Genomic DNA, 16,274 nt, shown 5'->3' on the forward strand with positions numbered 1-16,274 from the left:
CAATAAGAAGACGACCCAAAAAAGGAAATGTTTCACCCCGGAAGCCGGGGAAGTTCCTAAGGTAATTTAGGGGTACAGGCGGTTAAAAAGGCCGGAAGAACGGTACAAATTAGCGAGCACAAGCCTAAAATAGGTCAGGAAACATCAAAAAAGCCAGGCAGGCATCCCCCGAAGGGGAAAGAAAAAAGAAGAAAAAGCCAGGAATTTCCCCCAAAAGACGAAAATATGGGGAGTTTTAGGGAGGAAATTTAATTCAGTCGCTCGTCTACACGAAAAAGCTCCTTAGGCATCTCCTTCCGGCGATGAATGTATTGCATGACATATATAAATAGTACCATTAACAGGGACACCACTATGAACAACCAGGTATTGAGCAGTCCCTGGAAGAAGTGATGGGCATCAAGGATCTCTCCCATTCTGAGCACTTTTTCAGTCCAGGCGGCCATCCGGTCGGTATGGGGATTAAAGTCCAGGTACCGTTGCCCCACCGGCAGGTGTACCCGGGCGCACATCGCTGGCATCAGTGCCTGCAATGTTTCCAGTTGGCCGCTATGCGCTACCGCAGTCAGGCACAACGCGCCGGTACGCGTAAGAATCCTCAGTTCATAATTAAGGACGGAGGCACTTTTGCCCAATTGCAGGATGCGGGCCAGGTGCAGGGTATTATTGAATTCATGGTATACAGGTGGCGATGCCCAGTACATATCGGTTACCGTATTCAGCCCCCTCTTGCTGCGCCAGTTATTATCCTGCAGCAGGTGCTGTTGCATTTTCTGCATCAGCGCACCATAATTAAGTTGCCGTGCTTCAGGTTGACTCAAGTACCCTGATTCATCCATAGAGATTTCAATACCGAAGAGAGCATTTTCCGTCCGGCTGCCAGGCTTGGGCAACAACAGGCCCAGGAAACCCGGATTTTGCGGATTTCCCCAGAGACGCTCTACCAATGTCCGGCCCTGTATCGCATTCAGAAAGCGATACCCGTTCGGCACTGACAGTACAACGCCGTTATTGAGAACAACCTTTCCCTCCTGATAAGTAAAAGATGCCGTGAGCCGGTCTTCCGGACCGAGCAAATCATACCGGTCCAGACCGTCTTCTCCAACACTGGCAAAAGCCCGGGAAATGACGACAAAACAAGTGAGTATACAATATGCAAAAACCTTTCGCATAAAACCGTTTGGATGGTTTAATGGCTCAACAAAAAATGGACATGGTAAGGTCTTGGTACGATAGGGATAAAATTACTACAGATGGCTGCCACCAAGGCGCACAGGTACAGGGTCTAATTTCCGTAATGGTAGTGCCAGTTACGGAAACTACTCATTGTTCGCATAACCAAGATATAAAAACTTTTAATTTTCCCATCGGATATTTTCCAGGATATCGGGCAGTACTTCCTGGACCAGCTCAAAAAACACTCTTTCCTCTTTTCGTATATGCGCTTCCAGGCTGACGGCTATTTTGTCCATGTCCTCTTCCAGCTGCGTACTTTCTGTAATGGCGCTGTACATACCGGAGATAAGCCGGTGTTCCCCCTGCAGTTCCGCGATGAGCGCGTCCACCCGGGGATCATGACCAGTACATTTCTCAAAGAGATATTCTTCTTTCTGAATGTGTGGTACCATCAGTTCCTGAAATACCTTCACCATATATTCAAACCGGGCCTGTGTTTCCAGCGGAAAACCTTCATAGGGCGCCGCATCTTTTTTCAGATAGCGGCATACAAATAACAGACGCTTATGCTCGTGCGATAAGGGTATTAGTGCTGAATGACGTTGCATATTCAATATCAGGAAGCTGTAGCGACAGCTGTATTTTTTTTACGGCAGTACCATATCCAGATAATGCCTCCAACCACCATCAAAAAAGAGATGATTTCCGCTTGTGTGGGATGAAAACCGAAAATATCGTATTTGGTATTGACACGGATTTTTTCGACGAAGAAACGCTCTAGGCCATTAAGCACGAGGTATACGCCAAAGATCACGCCGGGTACGATGATTTTTTTACGGATAGCCCAAAGCACGCCGGTAAGCACCAGGCAGGCCAGTATCTCATATAACGGCGTGGGATAAACGCCAACGGGCAGTACGCGGCAATAAGGGCCGTCACATCCCGGCATCGGCACTCCTTCATTTACCACATTGTGTGCATAACCGGAAGCAAAAAACCAGTCTGGCAGGAAGCTCAGCGCCGCCGGTTTGGCAAAAGCCGCGTGGGGTATATGAGCCGTATCACTGTATTGTTGTTGGAAGAATGCGATGTTCCGCTGAACAGCATTATTGAATTCAGATGGTTGTACCTGTACCACATGACCGGTAGTATCAGTGATATAGGCGCTGTTGTAAATACCCCAGTCACCATCACCGGCGAACTGGCATCCCATTCTGCCTATCGCGTAAGCCAGCATCAGCGCCGGCGCAGCACTGTCTATCAGGTGTTTGATGCTGATCTGTCTTTTACGGGCATATCGCAAAATCACGACCGTAGCTACAATCAGGCCACCATAGAAGGTAAGGCCACTGAAAGAGAGCAGGGAACCTATAGGGTCCTGTACGAAATCGTTCCAGTTTTCCAGATTGTGAAACACTTTAGCACCCAGCAATCCCGCGATGGCGGCCATCACAATAATGTCCGGCACACGCTGGTGAGGCCATATGTTCACCGTTTCTTTTTTGGCTACAGATCCTTTTTTAGCGCTGTTGTATTTCAGGAAGACCAATATTGCTGCTACGGCGAGACCACCGAGAAAACTACCTTCTGCAGAAAGAATAAAGCCCTGAAAGTTTTGGGAAACCTTATCCCAGTTGAGTATCAGCCCGAGACCTTTCCAACCCAGCAGGAATCCGAGGATGCCATTGCTGATATATTCGCTGGTAGTGGCGGGACCACCTGTCAGCACAGTTTGGGAAACAGGCTTCAGCCAGCCCAGCTGCTCACGGCGCTTCAATTCTTTTGTCAATACATAAGCCCCTGCCAGGAAAGCAACGGCCACAAAAAAGCCAAATGTTTGAAGGATTTTGAAAACAGGAATCTCTATACCAAACAGATCTCTGAAAGCGTAATATAAATTAGGATACATAGCCTAAAAAAAATTGGTGATCTGAGTTTTCCTATGAACAAAGCCGAATTAGTCAATAAGGAAAATCAAACCACCAAAATACGATGTAATTTCGAAATTCTGAATTGGAATTCCGGAATTAAAGTATTAGCAATATTGTTCAAATGCGTCAGCGAGGTTAGCAGCGATCATCTGTGCTGAACGGCCTTCGATCATGTGACGCTCGATGAAATGTACCAGCTGTCCGTCTTTAAACAGTGCGATAGACGGAGAAGATGGAGGATAAGGCAGCAGGTGGTTACGGATCTGCTGTACAGCTTCCAGGTCATAACCGGCGAAAGCGGTCGTCAGTCTGTCCGGTTTCTTTTCGCTGTGCGCTACAGCCATCAACACACCAGGACGGGCGGTGGCAGCAGAGCAGCCACATACAGAGTTTATTACTACCAGCGTGGTGCCTTCTTTCTTCAGCGCGTCTTCTACGTTGCCGGAAGTCAGCAGCTCGTCAAATCCATTATCAGTCAACTCAGCCTTTCTAGGCATAACTAATTCCGCAGGATACATATTATTATAGTTTTTTGTGTTAAGATTTTCGACAAAGTTAAAGATATAGGAGCAAAAAGTAAAAAATCGATCTCCACAAAAGACTTTTTGACACAAACCAAACAATCAAAAAGACATATTGTCAGTATCTGTAACGTTTTTACTAACAAAATAGCAGTTTTGTTGGCATGGTATCCCATTTGATCTATCCTCCTCGTTGAACAACAAAATTGATTTCACACTAAAAAAATTGATAAAAACTATGACACACGTAAAATTCAACCACAGCCCTCTTCCCAGATTAGTTGAAGACATTTTTAATGGCGGATGGAACAAATATGTAAAAGATGATTTCCTGACCAGTGATTTCTTTTCTACCCATCCTCCGGTAAACATCGTAGAAACCAAAGACGCGTTTCTGCTGGATGTAGTTGCCCCTGGCTTTGTGAAAGAAGACTTTAAGATCAATGCAGACGAAAAAGCAATCACCATCAGTGCAGAGAGAAAAGCGGAAGCTAAAACCGAAGGCGACAAACAGGTACGCCGCGAGTTCAACTTCAAATCCTTCAAACGTTCCTTCAGCATCACCGATACCGTAGACGTGAACAGGATTCAGGCAAAATATGATAATGGCATCCTGAAAGTGACCCTTTCCAAAAAGGAAAACAAACAGGAAGCTCCCAAAGAAATAGTAGTGGAATAAGGGATACAGGATGGCTTCTTCCCGGAAGCTGTCCAAAACATGGGGGTTAAAGGAGGTACCATCTGGTACCTCCTTTTTTTATATGTGTATAATTCACACAAACGTTGAATCAACTGGTGTATATTAATACGATAATTTGCTTCCTTAAGCAAGCGCTATGGCAAAGCATTTCAGGAATGCCTGGTTATTCACCAAGAGCATCTACCTCAGCTCGGAAAAAGCAGTGATCGGCAATGTATTGCAACGTACGGAAGACACCTATGAGCAGGCGAAACTCCGGCTCATCTTTGACTACCTCTTTTTTTACACGCTACTGTTGTTTCCCATCATGCTTCTGGCCATGATCAGCCAGAATGAAGTCAACATGCTCCTGATTCCCTGTCTGGTCGCAGCTTTGCTGACCGGCCTTTATCTATTGAGAAAGGGCATAGCTGCCCGTGTGGTGGGACTGGTCACGTCCTGTTGCACACTGATCATACCGATCATTTCTTCTTTTTTTAACAGCCAGGACCTTTCGCCCCGCTACGCCATCGTATGGGCCATGAGCATATTGCTGGCCTATATCACGGTCAACATCCGAACAGCACTGGTATTGTGCGGCATCCTTTGCGCCTACCTCTCCGTGGTGGCCTATGTTAAAATCAACGGTATCTCTGTTTATGTAAGCTCCGGCTATTCAAACACCTTTCAGCTGATGTCCAATCCAGTAACGGTCATCCTCTACATGCTGTTCCTGATCCGTGCGCTGGGACAGTATTATCGCAACATCATTTCCATGGAACAGCAGCGTACCGTGGAAAAACAAAAGCAACATCTGTCGCTGATCAATCAGAACCTCACCAAACAGTTCCTGCTGGTGAAAGGGTTTTCCCGCTCCGGCAAATCTGCTTTCATGAAAGGCGAAATGGAGCTGCTGGAGGCCTGTTTCACCGAAATAGAAAAACAATGTGGTACCGCTATCGGTTATCTTAATGAAGCACAGGAAGACTGATACTACACGTCTGTGTGAGATATGATATTTTTTTATTCCCTATACCCCACCTTCTCCCCACAAAAGCGACAACAGCCAATTTACTGAAAGACCGCGTAAATGTTAATGATTTGTAAATGTTATAATACTAAATTACCTCAAATCAATTCGAATATCGCATCAACAGATTATAAAAAATTACAACTTTTAGGTCTTATCCAGCGTTAACGGCTACACTATATTTGTGCTATCAAATTATTTCCTATTGTCCTTATGCTATTGGACATCATCTAACCTATGCCATGGATGGGGCTTTCAGTAATGAAAGTCCTTTTTTTTGCCCGGTACTTTTAACACATAAAAAAAGAAGCCCCCCGAAAAATCGGGGGGCTTTCAGTAGGATTACTAACCCATTTTTTTAATAACCCAAAATCTTTAACATGCTCTGGGAAGTTTGCTCTTTGGCATACAACCAGTCTTTCAGCTGTCCGTTTTTATCATATCCCACAATCACGTGTTTAGGAGATGGGATCAGGCAGTGTTTAATACCACCATATCCACTCAGCTGGTCCTGATAAGCGCCGGTATGGAAGAAACCGATATACAGCGGCTCTCCGCTTGGCTGTTGTTTCGGTAAAAATACCGCGTTAATATGTTCCTCAGATGTATAAAAGTCGTATCCATCGCAGGTAAGGCCCCCCAGGTGTACTTCCTGGTATTCCTGGTCCCACTTGTTGATAGGCAGCATCAGGAATTTCTCCCCTATGCCCCATGTATCCGGCAGCGTAGTAATGAAAGAGCTGTCAATCATATACCAGGATTCCCTGTCGTTCTGCATTTTTTCACCCACCACGCTGTAGATCACCGCACCGCTCTCACCTACTGTGAAGGAACCGAATTCTGTATAGATGTCCGGTACCGGTACTTTGTTCTTTTTACAGGTGCTTTTGATGTTGGCTACAATTTCGTTAACGATGTAATTGTAATCGTAGTCAAAGCCCAGGGAGTGTTTGATCGGGAAACCACCACCAATGTTAATGCTGTCCAGTTCAGGACAGATCTTTTTCAGCTGGCAGTACAGGTTGATCACCCTGTTAAATTGAGACCAGTAGAAGATATCATCCTTGATCCCTTTGTTCATGAAGAAGTGCAGCATTTTCAGCTCAAACTTCTCGTTCCCTTTGATCTTGTCGACATAATACTCGAGTATATCGCGGGGAGGCACGCCAAGACGGGAGGTATAGAAGTCAAAGCTGGGCTCTTCTTCCGCGGCTACGCGGATACCCAGTTTCACCTTATCTTTTATCCGGATATTGCGTTTGTAGTCTTCCAGTTCCTCTTTATTGTCCAGTACCGGGATCACATTTTTGAAGCCGCTGTTGATCAGTCTGGCGATGGCCCTGGTGTAGGCTTTTGTTTTGAAACCGTTACAGAGCACAAACGTCTCTTTGCTGATCTTCTTTTTTTCGTACAGTTTGTTTACGATATCGATATCATAAGCAAATGAAGTTTCGATGTGCACCCCGTGTTTCAGGGTTTCCTCCATAATAAAGGAGAAGTGCGAACTCTTGGTACAATAGCAGTAATAATATTTACCATCATACCTGTTCTTCTTGATGGCATCATGGAACATTTTCTTAGCCTTGTTGATCTGCATTCCGATCTTAGGAAGGTAGGTCAACTTAAAAGGCGTTCCGTACTTGTCAATCAGCGCCTTAATGTCCAAACCGTTAAACTCCAGGTAATTGTCTTTTACGTCAAAGCCCTCCTGGGGGAACTCGAAAGTCTGTTTAACGAGGTCGGTGTAGGTGTTGTTCATTTAAATCTGCAAATGAATTAGTAATAAAATAAACTACAGGATAAATGCTCCTTTTCCTCGCTGGAAACTCCTGGTTTACACACCTACGTCAGTTGAAACCCAGCAAAATTGGTTGCAAAGCTAAATATTTTGTTGATTGCTGCATTAATTTTTTTCCGGGGATCCTGCCGGGCAACAGGTCAACAACCGGGCAAATATACAAACAATTACAAATCAACAAATTAAATAAAAATATTTAATATTTATTGGCCATCATTTATGAATGCCGGAGACTGTTTTCCTTCGCAAAAAAGCAGGTCCAGAATGCTGAGGTCGGGCAGGAAACCGACACGTTCCTGGAACACCTGGGTGTATTGCGGCGCATCTTCCGGTGCCGGGGCGTTAGGCAGGATACGGTCACGGGCATCTGTCACACCAGGCACCACTTTTTGGTAGCTGTCGGTGAACCGGATAACCGGGTTAATGCCGAGCTTGTTATTCACCCATTCAAAGCAGGCCATGTTCCAATCGAGCAAAAATGAGAACGGTTTTTCAAACAGGCTCTGCATATCTTCCTCATAATATTCAAACCAGGGGGAGCGTCTATAAGCAGACACGAGCGTTTTCCAGTGCAGAGACTGCCATTTCTCTTCATTACTGATCCGGACATCCTTCATCAGGGTCCTTTGGTTTTTCCCGCGGGTCAGGGGTACGCTTAAGATCATACGGCCATTTGGGCCGGCGAGGTAACAACGGTTCCTGTAACTGAGCTTTTGGTAGTGCTCATATTTCTCAATCTGTAATATATCGTGGTTAATTAAAGTTTTATAGAAGCTAATTGGCGGAAAATACTGTGATTCAATTAATAGCACTTCACTTTTTGCATTCTCTGTCATAATGTCAAAATTTTAACCCGCCAACGCGGAAATGAATAGTTACAGCTGCTGATCTACTTACAGTTGTTTACTTAATAATTAATTTCAAGTAACTGGATAACAATTCATAGAAAAGTTATTCATATGCTAACGAAATTAGTATTTCACTGTTTGAAGTAAAATGGCAGAAAAATGCAAAAATACTAAAGATATTAGTTGCTTGCGAGATGAATTTAAGCAAGCTCAGGAAGGCTTTGAAAGATAGCAAAGAATTCTAAAGGATATATTTTTTTATATTCATTTTTTAGATTATTTAAATAACTCCCCTACCCAGCTCCACCATAACCTCCCGTTAAATGTTTCCCAATTCAGATACCGGTTTTTGATAAGTAAAACCTTTGCTGTAGGTTTGAAGATTAAAAGTTCACCGATTACAATGAAAACGATCCGTCTGTTTTTAATCATAATGGCCACCTGGGGACTGGCAAGCTCATGCGAAAAAATGAAGGACCTGGAGTTTGTCAGAATTGCCAACATGCAAATGGATGAGCTGGGTATGTCCAAAAGCACTGTACGGCTCACACTGGCATATTATAACCCAAACAATTACCGGCTGCAACTGAAAGATGCCAACTTCAACGTCTTTTTTGATGATACCGAAGTCGGCCGCTCTATCCAGGATACTATGATCAACATCCCCGCAAAAGACACTTTTTATTTTCCAGTGAAGCTGGAGGTTAACATGGGCAATGTGTTTAAAAATGCATTCAACGCTTTCTCCAGTAAGGAAGTCACCATTAAAGCCACCGGCAACTGTAAAGTAGGTAAAGGAGGTATTTTCATCCCTTTCCCGATTAAATGCGAAACCAAACAGGCGCTGAATTTCTTTTAACGCAACGGTTCCCAGGGCTGAAGCCCTGGGCTACGATGTGATTCAAGCCCGTTCTATTTATAAAACCTTTTATTTACGAAAGACAAACACTCAGCACAAGTTGAAAAGTGATTGTCTCTCCTAAATAAGAGGCTTTTTTATGCAAAAGGCTGAAGGATGGGTTTCATCAATAACAGTATGCTCAATGCCCTTGCGCACAAATGTTTGCACTCATACACAAAAGGACTATTAACTGGAAGGATTTGAACAACAATTGTAGCCCAGGGCTTCAGCCCTGGGTCACCAGGGAGATGATCTTCAGAATGTGCTGCGCGTCTTCCAGGCTGCGCACAGGTGATAGTGCCGCCATGCCCCTTACCGCATTCATATCTACCAACAGCTCTCCGGTGAGCAGTCCATTGGCGGCTGCCGCTTTATAGGCCATCGCCGTTTTCAGCGCAGCGGCTTTAATACGCAGCGAATGAGGGCTATACCGCCCGGGATGCAGATGGATATAACGCACTGCATCATCCGACAGCCGCAATATCCAGCAGGAAGTATCGGACAGTGTCACTTCCATATAGCCGTCCCGCGTCGCCACCCAGGCTGCAAACGCAGTTGGCAGGAGGATATTCTGCGCTGTCAGTTGCCCGATAACTTCTTCAAAAATTACCTCCGGCGCCAAGGCACCGGTATACATGTCCATCTGGGAAGTGCCGATCTTTTGGAGCGCAGCGGGCAGGTCAGCAGGTAATACTGTTGCCAGCATCTGCTGTAATACACCTAAATGGTGCTTGAACGGGTTAAAGAGAATACAGGAAATAGCCGAAAAATTGAAAAATTGAGCAATTTATGGGGAAAACGGGGAATTTCGGGCTTTATTAAAAAACCCGGGAAGGGCTCGGACCGCTCCCCGGGTGCAATTATAATGATGATATCAAAAGCTTAGTGCTTTTTCTTTTCCATGCCGCCGCCATCTTCCGGCTTTTTGCAGCATTTGGGCAGTTTAGCGTAACTTTCCGGATTGGCAGTTACGTTATCTGCATCATAACCGGCATTAGCGATGCCCGTCTTGACATTTTCGATGTTCGTACGATCATCCCAGTATTTTACGGTCGTCACATGTTTTTTATAATCCACTTTTACAGACTCCACGCCTTCTTCCTGGGACATGTATCTTTCAATACGGTTTTTGCAGGACTCACACTGCACGGTAGGCGTGCTGATCTTGGCAGTCAGCAGGGCCTTTTTCTTCTGCTGGGCCATGGCCACGCTTACGCTTGCCAACAGGAACAGCACTACTAATTTTACGATGCGCATAGTATAGATTTTGACAACCGAATATACAAAAAAAGTAATATACCAGGACTATTTCCCCCACTGATCAGGCGCTGTTCTCCACGCCTGCAGCGTGCTGATCTCATCTGCGGAAACAATGCCTTTCTCTTCTGCCAGTGCAATCATAGCATTGTAGTTGCTCAGCGACTTAAACGGTACACCGGCTGCTTCAAATGCTTTCACCGCCACATCAAACCCATAGTTAAAGATAGACACCATGCCTATCACCTCACCACCTGCTGCACGGATAGCCTGCACCGCTTCGAGGCTGCTTTTGCCGGTAGAGATCAGGTCTTCCACCACTACTACCTGCTGACCAGGTTGCAATACGCCCTCTATCTGATTGCCCATGCCATGCTCTTTCGGCTTGGAACGGACATAGATAAACGGCAGTTTCAGCTGATCAGCCACCAGTGCGCCATGTGGAATACCAGCGGTAGCCACGCCTGCAATCACTGCAGCATCCGGGAAAGTCTCAAATACGGTATTGCATAACTCAGATTTGATATAGTCCCGCACATACGGATAGGACAACAGCTTCCGGTTATCACAATAAATAGGGGATTTCCATCCGGAGGCCCATGTAAAAGGTTGGGCAGGGCTCAACTTTACGGCCTGCACCTGCAGCAGTTTTTCTGCAACTTGTTTTTCGCTTACTGTACTCATACAGCGCCAAAGTTAAAACATTTGATTATTTAGACATTTAGATATTTAGACATTTACGGATTTGAGTGCTTTCATTAAATCTTCAAATATCTAAACGGCTAAATAACCAAATGTCTAAATTTGCATCATGCAAGAAAACATGACGATCTACCTGAATGAGCGCCCCCTCATTATCAGCGGAAGTGAACAAAACATACCGACAGGCATCAACGGGGCAAAGGTTTACCTCAACCCGGACACGGAGAAGATAGAGAAAGTATTGCAGAAGATGGAAGAAGGTAAAAAAGAAGCTGCTGTATTTATCACAGAAGATGTGAAACAGCTGTTTAAGAAGGTGTCCCTTCATTTTACCGTACTGGTGGCGGCCGGCGGCCTGATCACCAATCCTGACGGTGAAGTATTAATGATGTTCCGCAGAGGAAAATGGGACCTGCCCAAAGGCAAACAAGACCCGGGGGAAGACCTCGAAACCTGCGCTGTCCGTGAGGTGGCGGAAGAAACCGGTCTCCATACCATCTCCCTCACGCATAAAATCACAGAAACGTTTCACTACTACCCTATGAAGGCTAAAAAGGTATTGAAACATACTCACTGGTACCGCATGCAGTTCACCGGTACTGAACTTACCGTGCCGCAGATTGAAGAAGATATCCAGGATATAGAATGGGTTAAACCGCAGAACCTCGAGAAATTCCTCAAATATTCCTACGAAAACATCCGGGAAGTATTCAAAGCAGAAGGACTTATATAATTACGAATTATGAATTGAGGGCTCGCTTATTCAATAGGTTATTAAGTAACCTTTCTATAAGCGAGCCCTCAATTCATAATCGATTATTATCTTTTGGCCAGAATAGCCATGGTAAGCCGGCTTACGCAGATCAGTTTATGCTCGTCATCTGTGATCCGGATATCCCATACATGGCTGGTAGCACCTATATGCAACGGTTTGGCGCAGGCATGTACATACCCTCCTTTGACCGCCCGCAGGTGATTGGCACTGATTTCCATACCTACACACATTTGTTTGCCCTGATCGATGATCAGTGCGGAGGCCATGCTGCCCACTGTTTCTGCCAGCGCCACAGAAGCGCCGCCATGCAACAGGCCATACGGCTGTTTGGTGCGGTGGTCTACCGGCATCATCATCTTCAGATAGTCAGGGCCTATTTCTGTAAACTCCATTCCCAGATGGGCGCCCATCGTATCTTCACTCAGTTCATTGAGCGTGTCCAGTGATACGTCCAGGGAATGCCAGATCGTTTTCATAGTATGCGCTTTAGCAGTTATCGCTTGTGTTGTTGAATACCTTCCAGCACTACTTTATGCAGGAAGGGTTGTACGTCACCGCCATGCCGGTAAATATCCCGTACCAGCGTGGAGGCCACACTGGAATATTGCGGCGTGGTGGTCAGGAAAATCGTTTCTATGTCAGGTGCAATGGTCCGGTTGACATCCGCGATGGCTTTTTCATATTCGAAATCACTCACATACCGGATACCACGCAGGATAAAGTTAGCCCCTATTTCCTTACAGAAGTTAATGGTCAGCCCCTCATAAACGGCCACTTCCACCCTCGGGTCATTTTTATAGATCTCCCGGATCCATGCCATACGCTCTTCCAGCGAAAACATCGGTGTTTTGCTGCTGTTGGTGCCGATGCCCACTACAAGACGGTCAAACAGGTCCAGCCCGCGGTCTATAATATCGGTATGGCCCAGCGTGATGGGATCAAAAGTACCCGGAAATAAACAAGTCCTCATGGGAAATTGATGAATTTAAATAACAGATCAGCGTTTCAGCTCCTCCCGGTTAATGAAAATCGAGAAGGTAGTACCGCCGTAACTCCTTTCGGAGCGATAATAACTATAATCCCGGAAATCGTTCTGCCGGGTATGTTCTATGACCAGCCAGCCTTCGGGATTGAGCAGCTGTTGCTCAAAAATGATCCCGGGCAGTTTATACATGGTCTCCATGGCATAAGGCGGGTCGGCAAAAATGAAATCGAACTTTTCGGTGCACTGCTGCAGATACTTAAAAACGTCCATCCGCACCACTTTCAGGGTGGGGATGTCCAGCAGTTGGGCTGTCTTCGTAATGAATTCTGCCATCGCGGGGTCTTTCTCCACGATGGTCATATCAGTAGCGCCTCTGGAAGCCAGCTCGTAGCTGATGCTGCCGGTACCGCCAAAAATATCAAGTGTTTTTAAAGAAGTGATATCCAGGTTGTTCTCGATAATATTAAACAGTCCGCCTTTGGCAATGTCTGTAGTAGGCCTTGTATTAGGCATTTTTGCAGGCGGTTGTATCTTTCTGCCCCCACTTTCTCCTCCGATTATACGCATAATGCTAACGCATACAAGTTATGAAAATAATAGCCCGGTATTTCCTGCATGGGCGTGATATAGTTGAATCCAGGCAATCGTTGTACCCATTCCAGGCTGGAGATGAATTTATACATCTCCTGGTAAACCACACTATCTGTGGCTACCACCCCTCCCAGTTTGACCTTTACCTTCCGCTCGTCAAGCCCCAGCTGACGAAGAGTATTCACCAGTTGATATACCACATCGAGCCCGGCCTGGTACTCGCCATCCTGCTGGATGATCAGTTTCCCGTCCACATAGATGGTCAATGTAAAAGACTGCCGCTGTACATGCACAAAGGCTATCCCTTCCGTCGCCCGGTAGTCCAGGTCCAGCGGATAAGCCTGCAGCAGGGCAGAATTAGCGTGTACTACCAGGTCTGTGGAGAATTCCTTACGCAGGAATCCCAGCAGGTCTTTGTCTACGCTGAATATATTCACCATGGGCTGTCCCGGCATCAGGTCGGCCAGAACAGCTTCCTGCATTTTTTCCGGTTGTGACAGGTGGAGGTAATCTTTTTTCAGGGAAGGCATATAGTATACCTGTGGCACCAAAACGCCTCCTCCGTTGTCGAAAGCCAGCAGTACGGACTTAAAGGCGGTGAAAAGCAGTTTGTCTGCGTCAAACACCTCTTCTATCATCTCCAGATCGGCCATGGCCATTTTCTGAGGCTGGAAATGATAGGATTTAAGCGCCAGGAATTTTTTCGCTGCGGGATCAAACACCACATAACTGAAAGTACCGCCACCTACCAGCACCAGCAGGTGACAGGCGGTAAGATCGGTCTCCAGTAAAGTTTCATCATCTACTGTAAATGCAGGATGGATGTTGTAAGCCACGGGCATATTTAACCTTTCAAATGAATTACAATAATAATCTTTTTAGTGAATTGGTGAGGCTATATCTTTGTTTTTTGACGAATATCAGAACCATTTCACGATGCAACTGGAAGTTAACAACCGGCAGATCATAAAAATTGCCGCCCCTATATGCCTGGCACTGATTATCCCTCAGTTTAACCACATGACCAACACCGCTTTCCTTGGCCGACTGGGCGAGCTGGAGCTGGCGGCCAACGGCATAGCCGGTATCTATTATCTCGTGATGTATATGATCGCCTATGGGCTCAACAACGGCCTGCAGGTACTGATCGCCCGCCGGGCCGGGCAGCAACAGTATAGCAGCATTGGTCAGCTTTTCGCCAACGGGCTGGAAGTGGGCACCTTCTTTTCGCTGGCAGCTATCCTGATCACGCTGGCGGTGGCCCCTTACTTTTTTTCCAAAACGCTTCACAATCAGGAGATCCTTGCGGCAGCAGTTTCGTTCATCCGTATCCGTATCTGGGGGCTGCCCTTCCTGATGATGCTGAGCATGGCCAACGCCTTCTACATCGGTAGCGGCAACTCCCGCGTACTGGCCATCACCTCGCTGTGTCAGGAAACGATCAATATCTTCTTTGACTATACGCTGATTTTCGGAAAGCTGGGGTTACCGGCCCTTGGCCTGAACGGAGCGGCGGTGGCTTCCATTATCGCGGAAGTCACCGGGTGTTCGGTAGCTTTCAGTATCATCTTCCTGAAAAAATACCATATCCGGTATAGCCTGTTCACTTACATACGACCCAACCGGGAAATTATCCGGAATATCCTCCATGTGTCTGCCCCGTTGATTGTGCAGTTCCTTTTCAGTATCGGCAGCTGGTTTGTCTTTTTTATTTTCATTGAACACCTCGGAGAAAGACCGCTGGCGATTTCCAATATGCTGCGCAGTATTTTCGGCTTTTTCGGCATTTTCACCTGGGCGCTGGCAGCTACCTGCAATACCATGGTGAGCAATATCATCGGGCAGGGTAAGGAACACCTGGTATTTAAAATCATCAAAAACATCGCCGCTATCAGCCTGGGTTGTGCTACTGTTGTTTGTATACTGGTGAACCTTTTCCCCTACACCATACTGCATATTTATACCAACGATGCTTCGCTGATCACTGCGGCCATCCCTTCCATCCGGATCATTACCCTCAGCACCCTGCTGATGGCCATAGCGGCGGTAGTGCTCAGCGGCGTTACCGGTACCGGTAATACACGGATGAACCTTTTTACCGAATGTACCGCGGTAGTGGGTTATCTGATCTACTGTGATATTGTGATAGAAAGGATGCGCAGCCCGTTGCACCTGGCCTGGGGCGCAGATTTTATCTATTGGATACTGATCTTCGGGCTTAGTGCCTGGTATCTGAAAAGTGGTAAATGGAAAGGGAAAGTGATCTAAAATAATTACTGGAGATCATCCAGCATTTTTTTGCAATCGGCTTTGATACTGGCGTCATCCTGATAGATGCTGCGGAGGCTCAGGGCTTTTTTCAGCACTTCGATGGCTTTATCTTGTTGGTCATCAGCTTTGTAAGCGCGGGCCAGTTCATAATAATTGAGCAGGAAAGCGGGGTCCAGCTGCCTGCATTTTTCGTAGTTGACGATAGCGTTTTTAAGGGAGCCGTCCGGCAGGCCACCGAAGAGCATTTTGGCGGCACCTCTTTCAAATACATTGAGATTGGCTACTTCGTAGTTCCATTTGCCCAGCACATGATAGGCCTGTGCGAGGTTAGGATTGAACTTAATGGCCAGTTCGGCGTACTTCTTCACATCCTTGGAGGCAGCTACTTTTTCCTTTGCGCCGGAGATGAGGGCCATACGTCCCATGGCCACTGCCATGGCCAGATTGGCATCTGCGTTGTTAGGATCAATTTTCAGGGCTGACTGGGCATAACTTTTAGCCTGATTAAAATAGTTTGTTTTAGCGCTTTTATCTTTCTGGCGATTACCGATGCGGGAGCACATCTGGCTGGCCTGATTCATGGCTCTTATTTCGCCGGGTTGTATTTTCAGTATTTCCTTGTCTTTATCCAGTGCAGTCTCTTCCTTCATCTGTAATTCCAGCTGCTTCGCCTGTTCCACCATTTCGTCTACGGATTGGGCTTTTGCAAATAATACGGAGCAGAGCAGGAATGAAATTGTCAAAATCCGTTTCATCATAGGACTGGTTTTTAACAGGATAAGAAATGCTTGATTTACTGATTTACTTGT

19 protein-coding genes are annotated in these 16,274 nt (G+C 46.1%); 5 read left to right on the plus strand and 14 right to left on the minus strand.

The genetic code is table 11. The features are described 5' to 3' along the window. Positions 1–248 precede the first annotated feature (248 nt). The 4 genes from HHL17_RS27215 to HHL17_RS27230 all read right to left on the minus strand — a co-directional run bounded on the left by HHL17_RS27215 (position 249) and on the right by HHL17_RS27230 (position 3,625). On the minus strand, positions 249–1,172 hold the full coding sequence (locus HHL17_RS27215) for a DUF2167 domain-containing protein (RefSeq protein WP_169227984.1): 924 nt from the start codon (positions 1,170–1,172) through the stop codon (positions 249–251). A gap of 183 nt (positions 1,173–1,355) precedes the next feature. Next, positions 1,356–1,784, minus strand: coding sequence for a hemerythrin domain-containing protein (locus HHL17_RS27220; RefSeq protein ID WP_169227985.1), 429 nt, complete (start codon positions 1,782–1,784; stop codon positions 1,356–1,358). An 8-nt stretch (positions 1,785–1,792) separates the two neighbouring features. After that, positions 1,793–3,085: a prolipoprotein diacylglyceryl transferase gene (locus HHL17_RS27225; RefSeq protein ID WP_169227986.1), complete on the minus strand. Its 1,293-nt coding sequence runs from the start codon at positions 3,083–3,085 to the stop codon at positions 1,793–1,795. 126 nt (positions 3,086–3,211) lie between these two features. Beyond that, positions 3,212–3,625 carry a BrxA/BrxB family bacilliredoxin gene (locus HHL17_RS27230; protein WP_169227987.1) on the minus strand — a complete coding sequence of 138 codons (414 nt, stop codon included), beginning with the start codon at positions 3,623–3,625 and terminating at the stop codon, positions 3,212–3,214. A 241-nt stretch (positions 3,626–3,866) separates the two neighbouring features. Between HHL17_RS27230 and HHL17_RS27235 the strand changes: the two genes are divergently transcribed. Together HHL17_RS27235 and HHL17_RS27240 are read left to right on the plus strand one after the other, a co-directional pair. Then, positions 3,867–4,307: an Hsp20/alpha crystallin family protein gene (locus HHL17_RS27235; RefSeq protein WP_169227988.1), complete on the plus strand. Its 441-nt coding sequence runs from the start codon at positions 3,867–3,869 to the stop codon at positions 4,305–4,307. 157 nt (positions 4,308–4,464) lie between these two features. After that, the gene (locus HHL17_RS27240; protein WP_169227989.1) at positions 4,465–5,298 is read left to right on the plus strand and encodes a hypothetical protein; all 834 of its coding nucleotides are present in this window, start codon (positions 4,465–4,467) and stop codon (positions 5,296–5,298) included. Between the two features lie 397 nt (positions 5,299–5,695). Here the strand turns inward: HHL17_RS27240 and HHL17_RS27245 are convergent, their stop codons facing one another. Both HHL17_RS27245 and HHL17_RS27250 read right to left on the minus strand, forming a co-directional pair. After that, a complete protein-coding gene (locus HHL17_RS27245; RefSeq protein ID WP_078667889.1) occupies positions 5,696–7,096 on the minus strand; it encodes a type III PLP-dependent enzyme domain-containing protein in 1,401 nt (466 codons plus the stop codon). A gap of 242 nt (positions 7,097–7,338) precedes the next feature. Further along, positions 7,339–7,971, minus strand: coding sequence for a WbqC family protein (locus tag HHL17_RS27250; RefSeq protein WP_169227990.1), 633 nt, complete (start codon positions 7,969–7,971; stop codon positions 7,339–7,341). 415 nt (positions 7,972–8,386) lie between these two features. Here HHL17_RS27250 and HHL17_RS27255 point away from each other — a divergent pair, with 415 nt between their 5' ends. Continuing rightward, a complete protein-coding gene (locus tag HHL17_RS27255; protein WP_169227991.1) occupies positions 8,387–8,842 on the plus strand; it encodes an LEA type 2 family protein in 456 nt (151 codons plus the stop codon). Between the two features lie 268 nt (positions 8,843–9,110). Here HHL17_RS27255 and HHL17_RS27260 read toward each other — a convergent pair whose 3' ends face one another. From HHL17_RS27260 to pyrE, 3 genes are all read right to left on the minus strand, one after another. Continuing rightward, positions 9,111–9,590, minus strand: a complete 480-nt coding sequence (locus HHL17_RS27260; protein ID WP_169227992.1) for a hypothetical protein — start codon at positions 9,588–9,590, stop codon at positions 9,111–9,113. Between the two features lie 176 nt (positions 9,591–9,766). Beyond that, positions 9,767–10,141: a heavy-metal-associated domain-containing protein gene (locus HHL17_RS27265; protein ID WP_169227993.1), complete on the minus strand. Its 375-nt coding sequence runs from the start codon at positions 10,139–10,141 to the stop codon at positions 9,767–9,769. A gap of 48 nt (positions 10,142–10,189) precedes the next feature. After that, the gene (gene pyrE / locus HHL17_RS27270; protein ID WP_169227994.1) at positions 10,190–10,825 is read right to left on the minus strand and encodes an orotate phosphoribosyltransferase; all 636 of its coding nucleotides are present in this window, start codon (positions 10,823–10,825) and stop codon (positions 10,190–10,192) included. Between the two features lie 127 nt (positions 10,826–10,952). Between pyrE and HHL17_RS27275 the strand changes: the two genes are divergently transcribed. Continuing rightward, entirely contained in the window at positions 10,953–11,576 is a 624-nt protein-coding gene (locus HHL17_RS27275) for an NUDIX hydrolase (protein WP_169227995.1), read from the plus strand. An 86-nt stretch (positions 11,577–11,662) separates the two neighbouring features. On the opposite strand, the gene HHL17_RS27280 is transcribed toward HHL17_RS27275, so the two are convergent. The 4 genes from HHL17_RS27280 to HHL17_RS27295 are packed head-to-tail and all read right to left on the minus strand — an operon-like array spanning position 11,663 to position 14,030. Continuing rightward, positions 11,663–12,094, minus strand: a complete 432-nt coding sequence (locus HHL17_RS27280) for a hotdog fold thioesterase (protein ID WP_169227996.1) — start codon at positions 12,092–12,094, stop codon at positions 11,663–11,665. Positions 12,095–12,111: 17 nt separating this feature from the next. Continuing rightward, the gene (gene coaD / locus HHL17_RS27285) at positions 12,112–12,588 is read right to left on the minus strand and encodes a pantetheine-phosphate adenylyltransferase (protein ID WP_169227997.1); all 477 of its coding nucleotides are present in this window, start codon (positions 12,586–12,588) and stop codon (positions 12,112–12,114) included. A gap of 27 nt (positions 12,589–12,615) precedes the next feature. After that, positions 12,616–13,116 (minus strand): RsmD family RNA methyltransferase, encoded by a 501-nt coding sequence (locus HHL17_RS27290; RefSeq protein WP_240975973.1) that lies wholly within the window; start codon positions 13,114–13,116, stop codon positions 12,616–12,618. Positions 13,117–13,160: 44 nt separating this feature from the next. Next, on the minus strand, positions 13,161–14,030 hold the full coding sequence (locus tag HHL17_RS27295; RefSeq protein WP_169227999.1) for a DUF3822 family protein: 870 nt from the start codon (positions 14,028–14,030) through the stop codon (positions 13,161–13,163). A gap of 100 nt (positions 14,031–14,130) precedes the next feature. Between HHL17_RS27295 and HHL17_RS27300 the strand changes: the two genes are divergently transcribed. Continuing rightward, complete coding sequence (locus HHL17_RS27300; protein ID WP_169228000.1) at positions 14,131–15,462, plus strand: MATE family efflux transporter; 1,332 nt, start codon at positions 14,131–14,133, stop codon at positions 15,460–15,462. A gap of 5 nt (positions 15,463–15,467) precedes the next feature. On the opposite strand, the gene HHL17_RS27305 is transcribed toward HHL17_RS27300, so the two are convergent. Beyond that, positions 15,468–16,223, minus strand: coding sequence for a hypothetical protein (locus tag HHL17_RS27305; RefSeq protein WP_169228001.1), 756 nt, complete (start codon positions 16,221–16,223; stop codon positions 15,468–15,470). Between the last annotated feature and the right edge of the window lie 51 nt (positions 16,224–16,274).

It is taken from the genome of Chitinophaga fulva (assembly GCF_012927205.1).
Classification (GTDB): Bacteria; Bacteroidota; Bacteroidia; order Chitinophagales; family Chitinophagaceae; genus Chitinophaga; species Chitinophaga fulva.